Origin of the sequence: Kluyvera sp. STS39-E (assembly GCF_040932435.1) — a bacterium.
Lineage (GTDB): Bacteria > Pseudomonadota > Gammaproteobacteria > Enterobacterales > Enterobacteriaceae > Kluyvera.
Genome location: NZ_JBFQGA010000008.1, coordinates 177425 through 199566, shown reverse-complemented (window position 1 = coordinate 199566; position 22142 = coordinate 177425). Strand labels below are relative to the sequence as shown.

At 49.5% G+C, this 22142-nt stretch carries 22 protein-coding genes and 1 tRNA gene; 1 reads left to right on the top strand and 22 read right to left on the bottom strand.

The features are described from left to right. Window positions 1-241 precede the first annotated feature (241 nt). Window positions 242-913, bottom strand: coding sequence for a nitroreductase (locus AB4K05_RS18840; protein WP_117341872.1), 672 nt, complete (start codon window positions 911-913; stop codon window positions 242-244). A 1227-nt stretch (window positions 914-2140) separates the two neighbouring features. On the opposite strand from AB4K05_RS18840, the gene AB4K05_RS18835 reads away from it, so the two are divergent. Beyond that, window positions 2141-2635, top strand: coding sequence for a GGDEF domain-containing protein (locus AB4K05_RS18835; protein ID WP_368481448.1), 495 nt, complete (start codon window positions 2141-2143; stop codon window positions 2633-2635). A gap of 447 nt (window positions 2636-3082) precedes the next feature. Here AB4K05_RS18835 and mobC read toward each other — a convergent pair whose 3' ends face one another. From mobC to AB4K05_RS18730, 21 genes are all read right to left on the bottom strand, one after another. Continuing rightward, window positions 3083-3829 (bottom strand): MobC family replication-relaxation protein, encoded by a 747-nt coding sequence (gene mobC / locus AB4K05_RS18830; protein WP_117341873.1) that lies wholly within the window; start codon window positions 3827-3829, stop codon window positions 3083-3085. A gap of 10 nt (window positions 3830-3839) precedes the next feature. Further along, window positions 3840-5711: a type IV secretory system conjugative DNA transfer family protein gene (locus tag AB4K05_RS18825; protein WP_117341874.1), complete on the bottom strand. Its 1872-nt coding sequence runs from the start codon at window positions 5709-5711 to the stop codon at window positions 3840-3842. A 745-nt stretch (window positions 5712-6456) separates the two neighbouring features. After that, window positions 6457-6762 (bottom strand): hypothetical protein, encoded by a 306-nt coding sequence (locus tag AB4K05_RS18820; RefSeq protein ID WP_117341876.1) that lies wholly within the window; start codon window positions 6760-6762, stop codon window positions 6457-6459. 18 nt (window positions 6763-6780) lie between these two features. Next, window positions 6781-7083, bottom strand: a complete 303-nt coding sequence (locus tag AB4K05_RS18815) for a conjugal transfer protein (protein WP_117341877.1) — start codon at window positions 7081-7083, stop codon at window positions 6781-6783. Window positions 7084-7132: 49 nt separating this feature from the next. Beyond that, window positions 7133-8161, bottom strand: coding sequence for a P-type DNA transfer ATPase VirB11 (virB11, locus tag AB4K05_RS18810; RefSeq protein WP_117341878.1), 1029 nt, complete (start codon window positions 8159-8161; stop codon window positions 7133-7135). After that, the gene (gene virB10, locus AB4K05_RS18805; protein ID WP_368481432.1) at window positions 8151-9455 is read right to left on the bottom strand and encodes a VirB10/TraB/TrbI family type IV secretion system protein; all 1305 of its coding nucleotides are present in this window, start codon (window positions 9453-9455) and stop codon (window positions 8151-8153) included. Before virB10 ends, virB11 begins: the two co-directional genes overlap by 11 nt. Beyond that, a complete protein-coding gene (gene virB9 / locus AB4K05_RS18800; protein ID WP_117341880.1) occupies window positions 9452-10339 on the bottom strand; it encodes a P-type conjugative transfer protein VirB9 in 888 nt (295 codons plus the stop codon). Before virB9 ends, virB10 begins: the two co-directional genes overlap by 4 nt. Further along, on the bottom strand, window positions 10339-11022 hold the full coding sequence (locus tag AB4K05_RS18795; RefSeq protein ID WP_117341881.1) for a virB8 family protein: 684 nt from the start codon (window positions 11020-11022) through the stop codon (window positions 10339-10341). The genes virB9 and AB4K05_RS18795 overlap by 1 nt, the downstream gene beginning before the upstream one ends. Before the next feature lie 222 nt (window positions 11023-11244). Continuing rightward, a complete protein-coding gene (locus AB4K05_RS18790) occupies window positions 11245-12276 on the bottom strand; it encodes a type IV secretion system protein (RefSeq protein WP_117341882.1) in 1032 nt (343 codons plus the stop codon). A gap of 72 nt (window positions 12277-12348) precedes the next feature. Further along, complete coding sequence (locus AB4K05_RS18785) at window positions 12349-12624, bottom strand: EexN family lipoprotein (RefSeq protein ID WP_117341883.1); 276 nt, start codon at window positions 12622-12624, stop codon at window positions 12349-12351. A 10-nt stretch (window positions 12625-12634) separates the two neighbouring features. Then, window positions 12635-13354: a type IV secretion system protein gene (locus tag AB4K05_RS18780; protein ID WP_117341983.1), complete on the bottom strand. Its 720-nt coding sequence runs from the start codon at window positions 13352-13354 to the stop codon at window positions 12635-12637. A gap of 23 nt (window positions 13355-13377) precedes the next feature. Further along, complete coding sequence (locus AB4K05_RS18775) at window positions 13378-16125, bottom strand: VirB3 family type IV secretion system protein (protein WP_368481431.1); 2748 nt, start codon at window positions 16123-16125, stop codon at window positions 13378-13380. An 11-nt stretch (window positions 16126-16136) separates the two neighbouring features. Further along, complete coding sequence (locus tag AB4K05_RS18770; protein WP_117341984.1) at window positions 16137-16415, bottom strand: TrbC/VirB2 family protein; 279 nt, start codon at window positions 16413-16415, stop codon at window positions 16137-16139. After that, window positions 16415-17062: a lytic transglycosylase domain-containing protein gene (locus tag AB4K05_RS18765; RefSeq protein ID WP_117341885.1), complete on the bottom strand. Its 648-nt coding sequence runs from the start codon at window positions 17060-17062 to the stop codon at window positions 16415-16417. Before AB4K05_RS18765 ends, AB4K05_RS18770 begins: the two co-directional genes overlap by 1 nt. Window positions 17063-17130: 68 nt before the next feature. Continuing rightward, the gene (locus AB4K05_RS18760) at window positions 17131-17352 is read right to left on the bottom strand and encodes a hypothetical protein (RefSeq protein ID WP_117341886.1); all 222 of its coding nucleotides are present in this window, start codon (window positions 17350-17352) and stop codon (window positions 17131-17133) included. A 406-nt stretch (window positions 17353-17758) separates the two neighbouring features. Beyond that, the gene (locus AB4K05_RS18755; protein ID WP_050944182.1) at window positions 17759-17968 is read right to left on the bottom strand and encodes a TraR/DksA family transcriptional regulator; all 210 of its coding nucleotides are present in this window, start codon (window positions 17966-17968) and stop codon (window positions 17759-17761) included. Further along, entirely contained in the window at window positions 17958-18545 is a 588-nt protein-coding gene (locus AB4K05_RS18750; protein ID WP_117341888.1) for a DUF2857 domain-containing protein, read from the bottom strand. The genes AB4K05_RS18755 and AB4K05_RS18750 overlap by 11 nt, the downstream gene beginning before the upstream one ends. A gap of 14 nt (window positions 18546-18559) precedes the next feature. After that, entirely contained in the window at window positions 18560-18754 is a 195-nt protein-coding gene (locus AB4K05_RS18745) for an AlpA family transcriptional regulator (protein ID WP_117341889.1), read from the bottom strand. A gap of 141 nt (window positions 18755-18895) precedes the next feature. Continuing rightward, window positions 18896-19822 (bottom strand): hypothetical protein, encoded by a 927-nt coding sequence (locus tag AB4K05_RS18740; protein ID WP_117341890.1) that lies wholly within the window; start codon window positions 19820-19822, stop codon window positions 18896-18898. A gap of 615 nt (window positions 19823-20437) precedes the next feature. Then, window positions 20438-21700 (bottom strand): tyrosine-type recombinase/integrase, encoded by a 1263-nt coding sequence (locus tag AB4K05_RS18735; RefSeq protein ID WP_368481430.1) that lies wholly within the window; start codon window positions 21698-21700, stop codon window positions 20438-20440. Window positions 21701-21861: 161 nt separating this feature from the next. Beyond that, window positions 21862-21937, bottom strand: a tRNA-Asn gene (locus tag AB4K05_RS18730). Window positions 21938-22142 lie beyond the last annotated feature (205 nt).

Here is a 22142-nt window from a genome sequence, read left to right as displayed (position 1 = left end):
TGTTTGTTAACCCGAAATAAGAGGTGTCTTTGCAACAATTTAGGCCGGGGACCAGCTAAACATACCGTCAATGGCCGTTACTCTTAGACGTAGAGTGCAGTACTTACTGCAATGTTTTTACACTGCAGCGAGCAAAAACATCTGTCGCGTAAAAAGAAAAGTAATTGGGCTATATTTTTTTTATTAATATAATCGATATATACGGTGCTATTTTTTGATTGCAAGCCCAGGCAGTGGAATGTCAATTATGAAAAAATACACTGTCACAAATTGGTGCTCGCCCCATCCGATACTTATGACTCTCTCCTTCAGGGTCTTCATATCCGAATGAGATGCCAAATAGCAGCCGGAAATCCGAAGACACGTCGAGTTTTTTTCGTACGGTGTCTGAAAAGAAACCCAAAATTGTTTGGGGAACGCCGGCGAGACCTTGAGAAGTCAGTGAGAGAAGGAAATTTTGTGCGTACATGCCAATATCAGCTGCCACACGCACGTTATCCCCCACGGTTGGCATAAAAAGAAAGGCAACATGTGGTGCATTGAAAAAACTCAGATTTCTTCGGAAAGCAAGATCCCGGCCTTCTTTATCATCGCGAGTAATACCCATCGCTTCATAATAGACTTTGCCCTGATCCGCGCGACGTTCACCATAGATGCCATGAAAGGCAGAGGTATCAAATGAGAAATCTGGCGTGTAGTGCTCATCATCCGCATCAGCCAGCATTGCCCGGCTGAGGGCAGCTTTCGTGTTTCCTGAAACAATGTGTACCCGCCACGGCTGGGTATTGCAGTTAGAGGGGGCAAGCTGAGCATCGGCTAATATGTCATGCAAGACGGAGTCTTTGACTGGTGTTGGCAGGAAAGCTCGTGAAGAATGGCGTAAACGAACTACATCTTTAAATAACATCGACATTATTTGGCTCCTTAAGTGCCAGGGTCTTCAGACGTTCGGTATTTTTGTGGCTGCACCAGGCAAAATGTGAACGTCACCGGACTTTACGGTTTATAACCGCATGAGAAAGAGTATCTAATTAATCGTTATCTCTTTCACAGATACTGCTTAACCAAAAAATAGGTTCCTGCTAAAAGTACTGGTTTCAGTTTATAGAGTCTTCGTTTATATATAACCTAAGAGTTACCTATACTTCTTGTCTCATTTGATGTAAAAATTGCCTAAAATGACATTTCTGGTTTGAATAGTAATGTTAAGTAAGGTGTGTTGACTTTTATTGAATTACTGTCGTTAAATAAAATATGTGTATGATATGTAAAATTAATATAATGGCTGGTGAGTAGATGTTAATTTCGCTTGTTAAGCTATGCACAGAGTTTTTGTAATTACATCTTTAGCCCCGCATCACTATATCTATTAAATAGGAAATTTTGATGTAATTCAAAACAAAACGTTAGACCGGATTATATCCACATAGTCACTCCATAAGCCAATAGCTGCTCGATGAATTCACCGAATGGTGATAGACCGCCTGCAGTCCAATGCAAAGTTGAATTGGTTCAGGTTTAAGAATTAGTGCCAACGGAGAACTACCCTCCTATTTTTAGCATCAGGCGTCGTCCGATAAATTTTGGAGCCATTTGTAATGTGCTGAGAATATTAGAAAAATACCTTCATCTGAACCAGAAGAAAGATGTATGTCACTAAAACCGTATAACCATGTAAATAAAGAAGTGCTTAGGCGTTAAAATTTACAAGGGAATAATTATTTTAATGTGTGCCAGGAGTTATTATGCCATTTATGAAATATAAAATCGGAATATTTACTAAAAAAATTCGCGAGAAGCCCTGATTATACCAGTGATATCATCATTAATAATATGTGTAGTGGTGTTTTTTTTGAATTTAGTGTTTTTCCCAAGTAAGTAGTCTGTAAATTCAGGGGTGAATAATTTAGGGTGGTTATTTGATAGTGTACAACTTATAATGCTTGATTTTATATTTTGGCATCTTAAAACTCTAACGCTAAACGCTAATTTTCGGTGGTGGTTTAATTGGGGGCTAATCGTCTGGATCATATCGGCGGCATTTGATTTGATGGATGAATTCATCATTCATCATTCATCATTCATCATTCAGCCTCAGTGGGTGGGATAGTTCATTGAGGACTTTACTAAGTTGTTGGGCATGCTAGGAGTCTCCTTTGGCATTTATTCTCTTGTGCAATATATCAATGATAAATATGCTAACGCCAGTATTGATTCATTCCGTGACGAGCTGACCCTGTTGTCGAATCTACGCTATTTTAGAAGTGTTACAGTTGAATTGCAAAAGGTAAATTATTGTTTGCTATTAATTGATATTGATTTATTTAAAAACATCAATGACAATTATGGCCACGATATTGGAGATGAAGTCCTCAAGTGCTTCGGAAAACTACTAAGTGATCTCCATAGTGATAATGTGATGGCGGCAAGAATTGGCGGTGATGAGTTCGCAGTAATATTGCACTCCCCATTAATAAAAGATGCAGGGTTAATCGCCGAAAAAATATTAATCTCTACTAGAGAGTTACTGATTATGGACTATATTCACTTCACAGTAAGTATTGGAGTAGGTTACAAAAAAGAAAAGGAAACAATAGATGACCTAATCAAACGCGTAGATGTTGCCCTTTATTAGGCTAAGTCTTGTGGCAGAGATAGAATTGAATGGGTAATACGTTAGCTAATGTTTAAATTTATCAATATAGTATTTCATGTGCCTTTGTAATTGTAATGAATTTAGTTGATATTTAATTTTTCACAGTATTGATTTAGTGAGATTTTGATATGTGTAAGCGTAGGTTGATTTCATTCAGAATGATCTCAAGGTCAATGTCTCGCGTGATAAATTTTTCCCTGAGGTACTATTTAATCCCGGATTTGTTAACCATGTGAACAAAGATTTAGCACTCATTGTCATGAATTCTTCAGAACGGTGTTTTTCATTTTAATTTGTTTATTTATCTCCATCTATTTGGTTGTGGATAAGGTATTTAAATCAATCAAAGATTTATTTTTTTAATTATTATTCTGGCATTGATGTAAATGTTAACGTTAAGAGAACCTACATTACTTGGCTAGGACTTTACTTATATTGCTTTAAATCCAGATGTAGCAGTTCTACGAGGGTATATACGCGGAATACATTTCGGTGGCGGGTTTCCAGCGGGATATGCTGATGGTTAACGATGACGTGTCTGATACTGTCAAACAGCCGTTCAAGACCGCGCTTTTTCTGCGGATCCGGCACGATATAAAAAACGTAAATCCAGTCTTTACGGGTCCGGGCCAGTAAATGGCTGGCGATGATCGACTGATAACGGGCTCTGGTTTTCAGGCGTCGCTCGGTCTCAATGGCGATCACCGTGCCGCCGGGGAGGGTAATCAGTCCGTCTGGGCGGTGACTGACCTGGTAACGACTGAGGAAGGTCGTGCGATCGCCATTTATCCACCCGGATGCACCTTTTTGCTCAAGGATGATCCGGGCTGCCTGATTATCAAGGTGATGCTCCAACGTCCAGCCGGTGATTTTTGATGGCTCAAACCGTGCCGGAAAAAGTGCATCGTCGGGGGTTAACACTACGGCCAGTCCGTCACTGGTAATGCCCCATAATGAAATTTTCATCGTGCGCGATACCAGGACATGCTTTTGTATCAAGCCCATACCCTCGACTTTTGAAAGCAGGGAATACAGCGATTTATGATCCCGGAAGCCGAACAGCAGTATCAGCGTTTTAAAGTCACTGTACGTTTCCTCTTTTAGAAAATTCAGTAGTCGTTGTATTTTTTCGCGGTGTCGCGTCTGGCGTTCACAGTATGCGGTGATCAGCATCATTCCCCCTTTAAAAATCCAGCAATGACGGGTTTTCTTCTTTATCGGTATTCGGTGTTGTCGTATTTTTTTCATCCGTATCAAAAAAAAGATCGGATTGAGTTGCTGTGATATCCGGTGTTGATGCGGGTCCGGGGTAAGTTTCCTCCTCGCTAAAATCCAGGGTAATGTTTACCGTTGCGGCGGTGGCGGCAATCGCGGGCGACACGGCACAGATCTCCAGTTCGCGTTTTTTCACCCTGATGGGCGAAATCAGAGAGGCAGACGGGAGTGTTTTTGTCGTGAAGATGAAGCTGACAAAATCGGGTAGATTCAGGATCATATTGCTGTCGGTAAAGAAACGCTCGGCCTGCCTGATGGTGCGTTCACTGTCGATAGTTTCTGTCAGCACGGCGCCGGTTTTCGCTTTGCGGACCTCATCATCGACTAATATGGTGCCGGACATCCTTGCCACCCATTCTGCGGTATCCGGGTCCATGACGCGATATACCAGTTTGAATTTGGCGTTTTCAACGACCGCGCCGACAACGGCGTCACCTTTCAAATCTGCCGGGCAGTCTTTTAAATCGGCAATCGACTGATGATCCATAATAATGTGAACACCTTTATCGCGTGCCGCGCCTAAACCTTCCAGCGCGGGCCTGGATAAATGGTATTTCAGTTCGGAAAGATAAATAGCAATGGGGCGGGGTACTTTTTTCACCCGCTCGCGCCTTTCTGCCAGCTGGTACAGGCGAACCAGCAGCATGCGCTGCGCGGTAATGATTTTGCTGTTGCGCATTGAGCCAATCACATAACAGCAACCGCCTTCCTCAAATATCGTATTAAGCGAAAATCCGGTGGGGGCATTAATGGCATTGAGCAGGGCCAGCTCTTCGATTTTCCCAAAAAAGGCTTTTATCTTATCTGCAATACCCTGAACGTAGTCTCCGTTATACACATCCCGAATGGTTGAGGCAGTATTTCGGGTGACAAATTGTGCGGCTATCCGGGCCGCCTTCCGGTCATCAATGCGATAGAAGTCCGACTCCTGACCTTTCTCTGCCAGACTGAAACCGGCAACAAAAAGCTCTTCCAGTTCATCGGCGGTGATCTCTTCAATCAGGTTAAACTGGTATTGGGTTTTTCGCAGGTCAATCAGGGCAAAAGGTTTAGCGGCATCCTCACAAGCTTTGCGGTAAAGGTGGGGTGCCCATTCATCATCCTTGGGGTCCATCACAAATACCCCTTCACCGGCCAGAATACTTTGATAAAGTAATATCCCGGTGGCAACGCCCTTACCGGCGCCGGTGGTGCCGATAATATCCGCGTGTTGTTTTTGCCAGTCTTTTAACGGCAAATACATCGGGTGAATATCGCGGTCAATGCCGATAAATAACCCTTTGTTCAGGTCGATATAATCCAGCGGGTCATAATGCAGCGTTTCCGGCAGCAGTGATTTCACCGTGCGGACATCGGTGCGTAATTCCCGTTCAAGCGTGGTTTTTCTGACGAGGCGCTTCTTTATTTTGTCTAATTCAGGGGTTAATACCCTGCGCAGCAGAATATGCAAAATAAAACCCGTTACGGTAAAGGCAATCAGCACAGGCCATGCCCGAACGGGAATGCTGGCGACTACACGGCCTTTATAAAGCCACTGGAAAATCCAGATAAGTGCCGGGGCCATGGTACCGGAAAGAAAACACAGTAGGGAAAAAGCGATAATCAGCTTTTGCCACAACGGGGCTTTTTGCCTTTCATCGCTTTTCATCGACGCGAAAAACGGCATCGTCAGCCCCGATAACAGCGCCAGCATCAGCTGATGCTGTTGCATAAAAACCATGAAGCTCAGCGCGCCATTCACTATCGGCGACAGTGAAACGGCCAGCTTATTCAAAATCACGATGCCTCCTTCGTCAGCGGTTCGCCCCATGACATCGCCCCATCAGTTCGCCCCACGGTGTCGGGCGAAAAGGCGGGGCGAACGTCCGGGGTAAAGAAGGTGGCCGCATTGCGGCCATGTACCGGGAAGCATGCTTCCCGGTACGACACAGCGTGCGGCAGTACATGCGGGCTGGACGCCCTTATTGCCTGTCGCATGGGGGTAATGTCGCGGCTGGACGCCGCACCAAAACCCCCAACGTCAACGGCGGCACACCGTCGCCCGCTACGCGCGACCACCCCCTTTAAGACGGTCGCTTTCGCCTTTTTCTTCCCTTTGCTCGTTCCTCGCAGCGGGAATAAAAGGGAAGCTGACCTTTAAAGAGGGTGGTCGCGCCACGCTACCGGCTTTTGGCCGGAGACTTAGCCGCGACGGTGTGCGGGGCGATGCCCCCCAAATAAACCGCTGTCGTGGTCGACAGCTTTTCGCTCGCTGGGGCGGCGAAATTTATTCGGCGCCCCCCGGCCGGCAAAATCCGCGTGGGCGCGGCTGTTTGCCGGTGAGGCGCGGCGCCTGAACTATTTTCGCTCCTTAACCCGCGAAAATAATTCTGTCCGCTGCCTCATTTTTACGGCCGCATTTCTTCACTCCTTAATCCGCGAAAAATGTGGGGCCTTAAAAACATGAAAACCGGCACGCCTTAAGCCTGATTCGGCTGAAATATTTTGGCGCTATAGGGGACCTGCGAATAAAATTAATGCAGGGATTAATAGTGGCTCTCGCGGATTTCCCTGATGATGTCGGAATAACACTGACGACTTTCTTTAATACTGGTTTCATCAAGCGTAAATCCTCGCCGGTTAGCTTCTTCTGTCAGCGTTATTCTGTCGGTGCCGTTCAGCGTTTGCAGTAATTGCAATAACCGGCAGACAACCCGGTAGTGATAAATTTCATAATAAAGGCCGCATCCGTGCATTGCCTCATTTTCAATGTGCTCAATAACACAGCCTGCGCTCATGGAATCCCCGCGCTGATGTGTCCAGGGATGCTGAATAAAACCCGGTTTGGTCATAAAGATAACCTCCGCTAATTAACCACGCACGCGGCCAAATTTACTGATAATCTGGCTGATAATTACCGGGTCTGCCGAATCACACTCAAGTAAGAACGATTTTCTGACATCGGCAGTATGGTCCGGCAAAAAACCGTGCTTGTTCTTTTTGATGATATTAAAGAATGCACGTTCGGCCGAATGGCATTCATTGCCGCCGCCGTTCCCGGTGGCTTTACCGTACATGCATATCACCACTTCACAGGCGTCAGCGGCCATGACGGAAGTTGAATATGGCACCATAATGCAGAGTAATAATGCGGAGAATATTGCTTTTTTCATTTCGGTCACCTTCATATTTAAACGTGTGTTGCGTAATTCGATAAGTTATTTATTGAAGCCCTTTGCTGAATACACCTCTCATGTCTTTGAGATGAAGGGGTTTAAAATAAACATCACTCATGCGGCGTATGTCACCGTGAATATCAATGCTGACTATCACATCAACGCTCTTAAGCACCTTGCGTAACAGCACGTTGAAAGGCATGTTCCGGCAGTCGGGGTTTTCATAGCAGCGGTCAATTAACCCTTCAATACATTCTTCCGGGCTGCCCGCATGCAGGGAAGTCATTAATCCCTCATGCCCGGAACCGACGATTTTCAGTGCATCCCAGGCTTCCCGACCGCGAATTTCAGCCAGTAATATCCGGTCAGGGTTCATACGATAATTGGCGCGTATCAGTCTGCCGGGCGTGACAATGGCATTATCCCCGGCGTCCGCCGGATAAAAGAGATGGACATAATTGGTGTGGTGATAGAACCGGATTTCGGGATTATCCTCAATGGTGGTCAGCCTGAGGTGCCGGGGAATCGAGTGCAGCAGCGTTTTCATATAGGTTGTTTTACCGGATCCGGTTTCACCGACGATAAAAATCGTCTTGCCGTATTCCACCGCTTTTTCCATAAAGCGGGAAATATCCCCACCTTGAAAATAGCGGGTCAGTTCACCATCTTTGCCTTCCGTTCGCTCCTGACCGCTTACCCGGTTATAAAATCCCGCATCAATCCATGACTGATGTGTTTTCTGCCCGAATGAGGGTTTGCGCAGCGTAATAGACACGGTATTGCGCTCACAGGCCGGGGGAATAATGGCCTGAATGCGCTCGCCTGTCTCAAGCGTGGCGGAAAGGATCGGCGAGGTGTCGTCGATATTATCGTCCTGCCACGACGCCAGCGCTCTGGCAAAGGCGTAACACTGACGCAGCGTAACCGGGGCTTCGTGTCTTCGCCATTCCCCCCGGATTTTGGTATGCAGTTCACCCGGCCGGTTAACGGCAATTTCCGTCAGGCCGTCCTGCGCAATAAAATCACCAAACAGCTGGTTTTTCATAAAATCCAGCGACAGGTTTTCAGCGTTCATACCACCTCTTTTTCAGTCGTAGCTGCCAGACGGATGAGAAATCAATGTCGGTGCCGGTCATGATCCCGATGACATCACCCTGATTCAGGTACAGGGTGGGCGGGATATTGATGCTGCTGTCCAGCGTCGTTTTCGCCATTTCCGCCGTGGCGGCGCGGGTGTTTTCGGTGTAGTCGGTATTGCGGTCTTTCCCCGGGGCAGCATCCGACGCCGCAGCAGCCACGTCCTGCACGGTACTGAGCATCAGGGCATTGCCGAAGCGCTCCCAGAAATGCTCGTCGATCCAACCTGAGATCCCCGCCTCGCCGAGCGGGCCGCTGGCCTGCGTATCAGTAAGCGGGATTTGCAGGCTGCCGGGCTCAGGCGTACGCAGCTCAGTCCACAGCACAAACATCCGGCTGCGTCCGTGTTGCAGCGCCCCGGTGCGGTAGATGCCACGGGCGACCGTTCCCGCCGGGATCAGCGTCACATGGTTGCTGGCGCTGTAAACATCTTCACTGACCAGGCAGGAAATATGCCCCCCGACATCGGACACGAAGCGCCACATCATCGAACACGGGATATAGCGGTCCACCGGGATATAGAGATCAGGATCGAGGCCCAACCGTCTGACGCCGGTGACACGGGCGACGCCCGGATTGTCGTTGTTAGCCGTTTCCGGCGCGGCAGTATCCGTGCAGCGAAGGCTGCCATCCTTTCCCTTGGTCAGTACTGACGGGCAGGATGTGTACGTCGTGGATGATGACCCACTGTCGGATGTTTCTGCGTGGCTGCGCGTTTCACCCGGGGACTTGCGTGCAGTATCGCCCGGCATTATTCGGGCGTTGTTCACCCCGTCAGCCAGCGCGGCTGCCTTGTTCAAGGCGGGTGGGGCCGGTGGCTGCGTTGGTGCGGGAGTAACGGTCTGGCTGACAGGGTCTGTTCCGTCCTGTGTGTGTGGCCCGAACAGGCCAAACGGGTTACTGTCCATGCCCAGATTTTGACGCTCATGCAGCGTCTTCCCTGAAGAGGGCTGCGGCGCGGTGTCGGCTTCTTTCTCATTACCCCCTTTCAATGCACTGAAAAGACGATCGCCGCCGGATGCCAGGACGATCACCAGAGGCAGACTCAGCAGGCTGACGATCAGCGTGCGGCGACCGGATACCTTACGAAAACGAGTCACTTCCGGCTGGCCGGGGGGGGTTCTTTGCTCCGGCTCCTGATACGCCATTGCCGCACGGGCGCGTTCGCGGGCTTCCGCTTCCCGCTCTGCGGTGGTTTTTTCCGGTTCGTCCGGGACAGGTTTATCGGTCATTTAGCCTCCAGCGTAACGGACGGTGAAACAGTGTCGCTGCGGGTTATCGGGATGCGCCCGAATCCGTCGTTTTCGATCCCCACCACCGAAGTGCCGTAACGCAACACCAGTTGTGGCGCTGCCGGCACCACCATCACGATGTAGTTACCCTGCTTAACCGTCCGGGGCGTGACTGCCTGCTCCCGTCCGTTAACCACCCGGAAAACGGAAGGCAGGGCTCTGATGGGGGAAAATCCCAGCCAGGTGAAGCGGCCATCGTCCCAGGCAAAATCCGGTGCGATGGAGGCCGAACCGGCGGCGACCCGTTTGGTGTAGCGCCAGTTGCGTGGCATGCTCGCCTGTCCGAATGCCGCCGTTATCTGCTGCTTCTCCTGTCTTTCCCGCTGCTGCGCCTGACGCGCGGCGCTGGCGGCGGCGGATTGCTGGAGAACCTCGGCCGGATAGTGGTAGCGGATAACGAACGCCTGCGCGGGGGAATCGTGGTCCAGCACGTTCAGCTCCAGGCTGTAATCACGCTTTGAGGTCACCACAAACAGGTTGGTCTTCCAGTCCTTTGCCGTGGGCAGGAACACCTGGCTGACGTTGTTGCCGCTGGCGTCCGTCACCGGCTGGGTGATGGGGTTCGGGCTGACGCCCACCCGGTTATCACTTTTCGTTACCGTCCAGCCTTTTGGAAAACCGGCTTGCGCATCAATCACAGCTTCATCGTCGTCAAACAGCAGCGTGGTGACGTAGCCAGGGCGGGTGTTCACCACGGTGGCGTTCTGGCTGTTATACGATACGTTCTGCATCCGGCTGTCATAGCCGCTGCCGCGCGGGGTGGCGACGCTCCATGTCGCGCATGACACCATTAAGCCCGTCAGGAGCAGGATGTTTTTCAGCATCATTCGCTCCTCAGTTCTTTATCGCGCTGGTAGCTGGTGACGATAAAGCCCAGCGGGTTCACTTCACGCTGGCTGTCCGTCAGTTGCTGATGCGGGACATAACGGTAAGTGAGGCGGATATTCCAGAAGTCCGTTTTCACTGAATTATCAGAAATACGGCGGAGAGTGCGCTTAATACGCAGTGTTGCCAGACTATCCGGTCCGGTAGCAGGCGCATGCACATTAGAAATAATGTCGATATAGACGACATATTCGGCTTTATTAAAAATAACGTCCGGAGCCTGGTCGCCGTTAAACCCCTCCAGATAATCCCGGTTCACGCTGTCGCTGTTAAATAACTGTACGTCGTCATAATCACGCTGGAGGGAGAAATAATTATACCCTTCGCGGAGTCTGACATAGTGTGCCGCCAGTGAATGGGCCAGTGCTTTTTCAGACGCCATATCCCGCTCTTTAATGCGGGTCATATACTCATAACGACCGGTTTGTTTATCCACCGACCACAATTCAATGTCAGTGGTTTTCAGCGGCAGCAGAATAAGAATGGCCGTAATTGCCAGTGCAGCCAGAATCAGCCCGGCAGCGGCCACCCGCCAGGCGGTTTTGCGGGAACGCTCTTCCTTTTCCAGCAGGATGGATTCAAAAGAGCGCGAGACATTAATGATGTGCCGAATATCAGACATGGTGAGTGAGCTCCTGAATTATGGCGGGGGAATTCACCGGCTGGGGATCGCCGGACACCGGCGGGAGGTCGCCCTGATGCTGAGCGCAGCCCGTAAGCGCGCACAGCACCAGAAGCAAGATGCTGAATTTCATGGAAGCCTCTTATCGGATAAATGCAGGAAGGCCGCACCGCTGGCAGAGGCCATGGCGTGACGGAGAAAAGAAATTAGCGGTCGGGAGGATTAACGGTGACGCTGCTGATTCTGGCGTTTCATGCTTTCGATGGCGGTGGCACGTTTCTGCCAGGCGTTCACGGCTTTGCCCGCACCTGCGGCAATGAACCTGCCGGTTGTCGCGGCTGCTGCCATGCCACCTTTTGAGGTCAGTCGGCCCCCGGCCTGTATGCCGGGTCTGGCGGCGTCGGCAGATTTGCTCACCAGCCCGCTCAGTCCGCTCATGGCTGCACCCTGTAACACGGCCTGAACGGCGGCACCGCTCAGCGCAGTGGCTATTTTCGCTGAAAAATACACCACGACGCCTGCGGCAATCCCGGCCAGCAAACATTGCGCCGCCAGGGTCACCATATTGCTTTCAGCAGACGTTGCTGTGGCGGCATCCAGTATTGTATTCAGGTAGTTGATGGCGATCCGGACAGACAGGGCAGAGAACATGATCGTTAAGATTGCGGTAAATAGTGTTTTCAGCCAGTTATCAAACATGGGTTTAAGAAAACCGTACAGCAGGCAGAAAATAAAGAGTGGGGCGGTGGTGGTCATTAACAGAATGGTGATTTCGGCGAGCAGGTTGACAAAGGTTGCAGCCAGTAACAGAACGATTGCACCGCCCCAGACCAGCACCTCGGCAAAGCCGCCATTCACTTTGACGTAGGTGGCGGTATCGAGATTAAACAGCGTTTGCCCCAGCGCTTGTGCCTTTTCCCACACCGTGTCGAGCAGCGCCCAGACATTATCATCGCCACTGATGCCGTCCTTAAGCCCTTCAATGGCCGCAATGATGGTATCCAGCCAGCCATCGCGGTTTAAAACGAAGGTGGTGATCAGCAACATGCGGCCCACATCCCAGACAACATCTTCAACCGGTGTCTGGAGTTTGCCGCCAAGCGTCTGATAACCGCGATACGTAATAAATAGGGTGAAGGAACTGACGATAATCGCACTGATTAGGGTGCCGTAGGTAGAAGACTGACCTTCTAACACGGCGTTAAGTCCATCCATGATGTTTTTGTCCATACCAACAAAAATACCACCGGACATGGTGCCTCTCATTAGTCAGGAACAGACAGGGGATAAAACAGGGAGGGATCCCTGTTTTTGTTGGTGGGAATATTACTGAGTGACGGATTTTCTTTTTTGGGCTTCCTGCTGAAACAGCGTCTCGAATTTTTTCCTGATGCCGGGTTTGCCGGTCTGGGCAAACATGAGTGCTGCCCGGTGCGCAAACTCGCAGTTGTCGCTTGCCTCGCCATCCTTGAGGCATTGCGTATAGACCTTATAGGTTTCATCGGGATGTCCTTTATACCAGGCTTCTGATTTCGTCTCTTTACAACCGGATAAGACGAGAATGCCTGACATGACGCATAAGGTTAATACGGGTTTTAACATGTTAACCTCCCTATAGAGAGTTCAGATCGGCAACGGGCGCAGTTAATTGCTGTTGCTCAAAGGCTTTCTGTTTTTGCTGTTCCAGCAGCGTTGTTCGCTGTTCAGCCTGTTTGACTGACATTTCCCATTGGCTAGTCAGCGCATTTAATTGTACGCTTTTGGCCGCGATGGCGTTAGCCAGGTCCTGCGACTCTTTGGAATCCTGCGCATTAGCAATACGGTCTGATAAATCTGATATATCACCGAGCGTGCCTGTGATCTTGTTTTCAACCTCAGATGTATTTTCTATCGCTACGGCCTGATTCAGGATCATCTGTTTGCAGCTGTCCAGATAGCGTTGTGAAGCGCTGGAGGGGTTACAGGTATCGAACGATTTATATTTGTTATACAAGCTATTCAGTTCCGACGAATATGACCCGTTTTGGTTGCTCAGCAGGTCATCGAGTGAAATACCGTGCTGACGAAGATTATCAATATCGGTTTTCAGGCTTTTGGCCTCGCGGAGAAATGCCTGAACGTCCCGCACGCCCGTTGCTGTGGCTAATTGCTGCTTGTAGGCATCCAGTTCACTTCTGTAATGGGTGACGGTTTCCTGCCACTGCTGGAGTTTCTGGATCCACTGATTCATGGATTCGGTATTCTGTACGGCGTCGAATACCGGTATTCCGGCGCTCATCGCCTGGGTGGAAATAAACAGCGACAACGCCAGTATGATATCTCTGAACCGCATTTTCATTACCTCCGTCATGAATATTACAGGGCTTGTTCAAGGAAGGCGGCTTTCCAGTCATCAGGCTGCAGTCCTTCCTGATACAGGGTGTCGAACAGTTTCAGGTTGTCTTCGCTCCCGCTCAGCATTTTGGTAAGTTTCCCGAGGCCCGCTAAATCCATTTTCGCCATCGCCACAAAAGGCCGGTTTTCACCTGCTCGTAACGGCGTTTTCAGGACCACCATGTAGCGCTCATCCGGATCGAGGTTTCTGACGATGTCGTACACGCTTTCCGGCACTTTCATCTTTTCCACGTAATCCGCCCGGCTGGCCTTCGGGTTGGCAAGAAAAATCTGCGTGCTGCACTGCTCAATAATCGCCGGGGCAATTGGATGTTTGACGATTTCGTCAGGCGACTGCGTGGCGGGGATGAAGATGCCGTTCAGCTTGCGGATCACTTTCAGCATATTGAGCGAGAAGCGGGAAAATTCGACATCGGCCAGCCATTTCCAGAACTCGTCCATGAACATCACCAGACGGCGACCATCCAGCAGGCTGGTGACGCGGTAAAGCAGATAAAACGTGATGGGGCCGCGAATATCTTCATCATCGAGAAATTCCGTACCGTCGATACCTACGTTATCAATGTTGCTGATGTTGAAGGTGTCCTCCTCATTGTCGAATACCCAGCCGAACTCGCCGCCCTGTGCCCACTGTTTAAGGCGAATACGTAGCCCGTTGATACGGGCGTCAGGGGTTGGCGGCTCCGGCAGGACTTCCAGCAGCCGGGTGATCCCGAACTTGCGGTATTCCGGCGGGTAGTCGAGCATGATGGTATCTACGGCGGCACTGATCCGCTCCTCATCGCGCGGATCGAGCGGCTTGCCGTTGCGGCCGCACAGCATGCGCACCAGTCGTTTGATAAAGCTGATATTCCGCCGGGTCGGCGCAAGCTTAAACGGGTTAAACCCGGTGGGAGTGCCGGTACGGATACGGAAGTAGCGTCCGCCCATCTGGCGTATCGCCATCTCCGCCGCCCGGTCCTTGTCGAAATACACGGTGGTCAGCTGCTTAAGGAGGGCTGATTCAGAGAACGTCGCCGGATTGCGGTACTTCTGCATCAGTTGCTGCATCATGGTCATCAGCATCGTTTTCCCTGAGCCGGTTTTACCGATAATCGCCGTGTTACCCGGCGTTTTTGCGTTGAAGCCATCCCGCCCGCTCTGGCTGTCGTGCAGGTTCAGGTAATACCCGCCACCGCCAGGGGATTTGAGGATGGCGATGGCATCGCCCCAGGGATTGCCGTTTCGTTTATGAGGATGAAAATTGTGCAGGCTCGCCAGGTCGGCAAAGTTCTGGCTGCTGACGGCCACCAGACGAGGGCGCAGCGTATAGTTACCCGGCAGTTGCGCCATGTACGCGGCGGGCAGCGACAGCGTGGACAGCGTCGTCATGATGCCGAGGTCGGCGAAAGGCTGTGCCAGCGCGTTGGCATCCTTCACCACCTGCTCGGGGCTGTCTGAAGATACCAGCAGGGAAAAGTGGTATTTCCCGCAGGAGACATGCCCGGACTGGAGCAGGTCGCGCAGGACAATCAGCTCTTCACGCTGCGAAATGGCGTCGTCATCCGCCGAACTCAGGCGCTTTTCCGCCAGGCGAATATGCTTCTGCGCCTCATCGCGGGCCATGCAGGTGAAGGACTGTGTCAGCACATACTCACTTTCGGCATACAGCAGCGCGTCCAGCAGGCCGGTCGCGGTTTCAGGCGAGTAATCTTTGATTTCCAGACTGCGAAAAAAGCGGGAGCCGCCGACCGTCTGGCACTCGGCAGTGTCGGTGGTAAAAAAGACATCCGGCGTACTTAATGTTTCATAAAACGGCGCACGCGTGACCGCCACCTTTTGCCACTGGCCGGTGAGCAGGCGGTGATACAAGGAAAGCTGGGTGGAATACACCCGCCGGTTTTCTTCATACATCCCTAGCGGCGTCGCCGTATAGCGGGACAGCGCCGATGCCAGTGCCTCCCGGTATTCCAGCATCACTTTCAGGGCATCATCCAGCGCCGCTTTGCGTTTACCGGACGGCTGCGCCTTCATGGCCTTTTTCTCCAGTGGAGAGAAGGGCGCGTAGCAGAGGGTGAAAAACAGCCGGTGCCGCCAGAACGGTTTTTCGCTGATCGGCTGGTAATACAGCCGGGTCACTTCATCAGAAAAGGGAATGCCTGAATTCGCGTCAAAGACATCGTGGTACTTTTCCCGGATACGGTGAAGATAAAAAGTAACCGGCAGGCCTTCATACGCACGAATAACGTTATTGAGATGCGACGCCATTAACGTCAGGTGATGTTCGTCCTCGCATTCAAAAACGGTGCCCTCCAGCTCCCAGCTGGCAACCAAATCACCCTGGCGGTTTCTGATGACGTGCGGGTGAATATGGGAGGAATACGGAATGTATTTATCCAGCGTAACGCGCTCGTTTAACTTCATTTTTTCAATAAGCTCCGAGACGTCGACGGCGTCATAGCGGTTTGCCAGCAGGGCATTGGCACCAAAATGTTTATTGGTGCCAAACCGGCCACGGGTTTTAAAGGCCAGCCAGAGCAGCCCGAAATAGTGAATATCGGTTCTGGCCTTTGCCTTCATCTCCAGCCAGGCGGGAATAAGCAGTAATATCAGGTAATAGCTGACATAGACCGCCAGCAGGACGATGGCCCCGCTGACCATCACGAACGGCACGAGGGGAATGCCGGCTATGGCGGCAGGCCGCGTCAGCGCTTTGTTCAGCGTAGCCATTGTCACCTCCCTTATGACGCCCAGTAGGCACCGAAACCTGACGCACCGACGATAAGGATGGCGCCAATGATGACGTTGCGCATGTCATGCAGGCTCTTGCCGTCAAACAAGACTTTGTATCCCACCCACATGGTGGCGAGCGTGATGGTAACGGCGGCCAGCCCGAGCAGGCCGGTGGAGGTGTTGCTCAGCGTCTCATTGGCTTTATTAAACCCGCTGTCTGCTGCCAGCGCCGGGCTTGTCATTAACAAGGAAGAGAGTACGGGCCTGTCATTCTGTCTTCGTTTCATCATTGTTCCTCCTGGGAGCCGGGGATGGGTAACGCGCCGCGTATCAAGGCGTTGGGGTAGCGCAGGGATGACAGTACTGGCATGGCGTTATCAGTAAGCTCACCACGCAAGACGGCGGTGGGGTAATGGATTGCCGGCACGAGCTTTTCGGTGGGAGGCCGCTGCCGGTCTTCCCGCGTTGACGGTACGGCGTAGCCGATGCGCTGGATGTAGCTGGTCTGGTTAAACGCGGATTCCGGCTGTTGGCCGGTCGTGACATTTCCCGAGTAGTAGCAGCTGAGCGCACGCTTCAGGGAACCCCCGCGCCGGTAGCAGTCGGTGAGGATGCGCTCAAAGATGGACAGGTTGGTACAAGGGGCAAGAAGGTCACGGGCGGTCACGCCGTAATGACGGAAATTGGTGCTGGTGATTTGCATCAGCCCGACCGAATAACGTCGGCCCTGTACCGCCAGCCGTCCGGTGAGGCTGACGGCCTCATCCTTGCTTGTGGGGAAATGTGAAGTCACGCCTTTGCCATCGGGCAGGATTTCAGCGATGGCATACGGATTCAAACCAGATTCGACCCGCGCCACATCAAGCGCCGTGGACGGGTGAACGCTGGCGGCGCACTGCATCGACAGCGTAAGAAAGGCTGTGGTGGATAGCATGGTGGCCTCTTAACAGTCAGCCCGGGGGGGGTATACCAAGCCCCTGCCGGAGGAAGGTCAAAAGCGGATTAAGCAGAGGTGGTATCCTGCGAAATGCCGCTATCTTCTCTGGGTTCAAGCAGCACCAACTTGCCGGAGACAGCAATACCGGGTGTCAGCATGATATTCAGGCCAGACTTACCGTTATGAGCGAACGCCACGCCAACCCTGGTCCAATACGTGTTTATTTCGCCCTGTGCATCGGGTTGACTTTCTTGGGTGACAAATACGTGATAAATGGGTTTTCGCATGAGGCCTCCTCTACTAAAAACAACGATGAGTTAAATAAATGTCACATCCCAATTCTGCATTCCGGCTTTAACGGGTCAGCGAGAACATTCAGCGGCACCCTGAATTGTAGTTTCGTGACAGCCCGAACCTTATTTTTAAAGAGCAATATTCGTCCCGGACGAATTAACGTCCATCTGGTGAGCCATTAATTAACGGCGCATACAGGGTGCAATATTAAAAAAGGCTTCGATATAAAAAATTAAAAACAGAATAAAGAGAGTTGATAAAAGAAAAAGATGGATGTATCAGGCGGGGGGATTCTTTATGTTGCCAGGGTAATAAAATAAATTAACGGATATTTGACTGATAGGGGAATATAAAAACGCGCGGGGAAGAGAAAATCACCGCGCGTAACCGGCATAATGATTAGCGCCTGCGACGTTCAAGAATGGACTGGCAATCCGTGCATGTTGTCACCCCGGGCAGTGTCTGCCGCCTTTTCTCTGGAATAGGTTTCCCACAGAATTGACAGTGAAGTAATGAAGGCGTTACAGCGGGTTTGAAACGGCTTTGTTCAATCATATCTTCCAGCCGCTGTTCATTAAACTCCTGATCGCGGTCGATCTCATCCGGCATGAGACGTCTCCCTGTCAGTTGCTTCACGTTCGAAAAGCTTGATACGGTTCCAGACGACAGTGAGCGAGGGGTTATCGGGCTGGGCGGACAATTTTTCAGTGACCTGCATCATCGCCTCCAGTGCCTCGGCTGATTCTAAATTAACTACCCTGCATTTTTGCCATTGCCCCCAGATCCTGGCATCGGTCTCTTCATCCGGGATGATTGTCCGGCCATGAGGGATGGTGATATCCAGCAACCTACGACGCAGGCTGACCTCATTGGATGTGAGACCAAAATAGTGAGTTAGCAGCGCAATCGACCCACCCAGCCGGATGGCGTGGTTGATACGTTGTTGCTGCAGAACCTCCTCACGGGATTTCGCTAGAAGCAGGCGTAATGCGTCGTGATGAACCGTCACAGCCAAAAATGGCGCAGACTCACGACTAATGATAAACAGCTCGTCTAGTGACAATTGGTTGAGGGCATTCATTTCGTCGAAAGTGAATCCGAGCGATTCACAGTGACGGATGTTGCCATCCTTCAATGCATGCAGGGCATCGGTTAATACGGCGTAATTCAGTGACGGGATAATCATTATATTTTCTCCCTTCAGCCTATTGAGCGGCGGACTAATTTAATATTGATCCATTCGTCAATTTCCGATTCGAGCCAGGCCACACTGGCCGGGCCAATTTTTATTGAACGGGGAAAGGTACCGTCCTTCATATACAGATAGATTTGAGAGCGCTTCAGGCCCGTTTTATCTTCAACCTGTTTAAGACGTAATAACTGATGAGATGTCATAACTTCCTCCAATACAGTATTAATAAACTCTGGAGGTAACAAAAAAGCATGAGGAGAGCTGGAAGGTAAAGTTTATGAACCCGTATTAAGAGCTAGATGATCCGTAATACGGGTTTTTAGGTTGGATAGAGGAGCGCCAATTTATTTTGAAATGTGGGTGTAAATGGGGGATCCGCGTTCCAGTGCGGTTTTAAGTGTATCACCGCTTAACCGATCGGTAATACCATCTGCGATAGCCCATTGTTCGAAAATCGACAGTAATTTGTATGGCTGCCTGATCAAAGGACTAATTTCTTCATTGTGTTTGCAGGATAACCACAACAGACGTGATAAGGGGGTGGATATACGTGTAGAGGGAGAGGAAATCTCATTCCTCTTTACTGATAGATTAATTAATTTTTCAAGTTCGTCATGTCTGATGACAAAACAAGCATCTTTGGGTAATTCATGGATCGGGAAAAATGCGCACTCATTGTAATTTTTTATATAAGATTTCGATAGGGTCTGATTAACGTCAGGCGCAACATCTTTAGGTAATTTCATTATTTGTTGCTTAATCCTTTCCTTCAATATTATTTTTTCAAAAAGTTGAAAGGTCTCCCCTGACAAGCTAACTGAAATCCCATAATTAATATCATTTATACCCGGTGAAGGTTGCGGGATACCTAGGGAGAATGCAAGTAGTTGCTGCAAAAGAATATATTCAAAACCTTCTAAATGTGTGTCAATTATTTTGTTTCTTGGGAGTTTGAATTCCCCTATAGTACTGACAATTAAATTCCTGTCATTGATAAAGCATTGTTTATGAAGAAAACATAATCTATTTAGAAAGGATTTTTCTAGTGGAGTAACCTTTATTTTTTTGTTGGATGTTTGTACTTTACGTAATGCAATGGAAGATTGAAAGTAAATTGATAAGCAAATGGTACCATATAGAGCGTGGCGATATATATCACAATCTTTAATCTTATGGTTCGATGTTCTATTCGCTATTTCTATTGCTTCTCGTATCGTTACCCATTCGGGAGGGCAATTTTTAGTATTAATGAGACGGTTATTTTTTGACATACAATTTCTCCTTTCCCGTAACTATATTATTAATGAATTTTTTAATTCCTTGTAGATTTTTCATGGTTGATTTGAATTTATTATAATTTATTGATTTTTTTTAAATTGATGTTGATTGACGAATGAAAGAGTGAGTGTTTTTTCTGGCGAAGGGAGAAATAAGGTAATTTGAGCAAAAGCGGGGTGTCAAGAATAAGTCATTGCGGTGATTTATTTCAGTTGGGCTTGTGTTTATTATCGCAAGTACCCAGGTATGATGTTTATCAGGGTATTTGTATGTAAGATTGGCTTCATGTACGTATGCTAATTCATTAGTATGTAAAAGAGCTAGGTTTATGTAACCACAATGTAAATACATATAACAGTATTTCGGCATCCTGATATATTCTACTAATAGCTAATTTAGCTTACATGTCACAAGCGCATGGCGATTGCCTGTTATGACGCATTTGTTGCCTTTTATGATTATTTTACTAACTATTTACTAGGTTTATCTAATTTTTTTCATGATAAATAATTGATTTAATTAATAAAATTCGTACCTATTTGAATGTTAGGGTTTAAAGAGGTCCCTAAAACAATAAGGACCTTTTAATAGCAATCAATCCTGACACATCAGGATGCTTCATAATTTTGTGAATAAATATATGGTGGAATATATCGCTCACGATTTATGTCTAGGTAATCCGACCACCACTGCATCATCGCTTTACGTGCATCGAGATATTCTGCTTTATGGATGTAAGCCGCTCGAACGCTATTGCGTTCTTGGTGACTCATCTGCCGTTCAACCGCATCCTGTGCCCACAGGCCAGACTCCATCAGGGCACTACAGGCCATTGCCCGAAACCCGTGGCCGCAGATTTCATCTTTTGTGTCATAGCCCATCAGGCGTAGCGCCTTGTTGACAGTGTTTTCACACATCGGTTTATACGGATTGTGATCGCCGGGGAATACCAGCACCTGATGACCGGATATTTCCCGTATCTGTTTCAGGATGGTGATGGCCTGACGGGAGAGTGGAACGATATGTGGAGTACGCATTTTTGCACCTCGCCCGGAGTAGCGGACACCGGGGATGGTGTCGCGAGTGGCAGGAATGGTCCAGATTCTATTTTTGAAATCGATCTCGGACCAACGGGCGAAACGCAGTTCGCTGGAGCGGATGAAAAGGTGCAGGGTGAGTGATACTGCCAGGCGGGTTAACTCTCGTCCTTGCTGGTAGTCCTCAATGCGAATCAACAGTTCCGGCAGTCGCTCCAGCGGAAGGGCAGGGTAGTGGCGTTTAATGGGAGGGGCGATGATACCGTCCAGATTTGCTGCCGGATTGTGCTCTATCAACTCCTGATGTACGGCATGACGCATGATGTTGCACATATGCTGCCTGGTACGTGCTGCGACTTCCAGCAGACCTTTTTTCTCAATCCCTTTCAGCAGGTCGATGAAATGGCGGGTTTTCAGTTCTGTGACCGGCAGGTGTCCAATTATCGGGAAGATATGGTTGTTCATGCTGGCAAGCAGACGGGTTGCGTGGTTCTCTGACCATGTCCGGTTGCTGTTATGCCACTCCAGTGCCACATGTTTGAAAGTTTTTTCTGGCGAGAAAGTAGCTCTTTCAGCAGAGCGCTGTTGTGCTGGATTGATATTATGCGCCAGCAGTTTACGGATACCATCACGCTGTTGACGAGCATCAGCCAAAGACACGTCAGGGTAGGCGCCTAAGCCAAGGCGAGATTCTTTTCTATTGATACGATATTTGAGATACCAGAGACGTGAACCGCCTGGATTAACCAACAGGTACAGACCATGGGAATCGGAAACTTTGAAGGATTTAGCGGATGGTTTTAAGCTGCGAATTTTTGAGTCGTTAAGAGACATTTGGGGGTCACTCCGTCATCGAACCAACATGACCCCAAATCTGACCACCAAATTCTCCCGATGCGGAGGGAAAACTAAAAATGCATCGGGAAGATTTTTCGCGCTAACTTATTGAATCTAAATCACATAAGGATTCGCAAAGAGGCATGAAAACAAGAATTTGGCTCCTCTGACTGGACTCGAACCAGTGACATACGGATTAACAGTCCGCCGTTCTACCGACTGAACTACAGAGGAATCGTGTGAACGGGGCGCATATTATCGATGTCCCCATGAGTTGTCAAAGGGTGAAAAGCCTTAATCCGTTCGTTTGCTGACAATTTCAGCAATTCATCGATAATGGCTGATTTCCAGGCACGCCTGCACCGCAAAAGTGCAGATTTACCCCTTATGGGGCATATGGCAATCTTCTGGTTAGGCCAAAAAAGGGCTTCAGGTATAG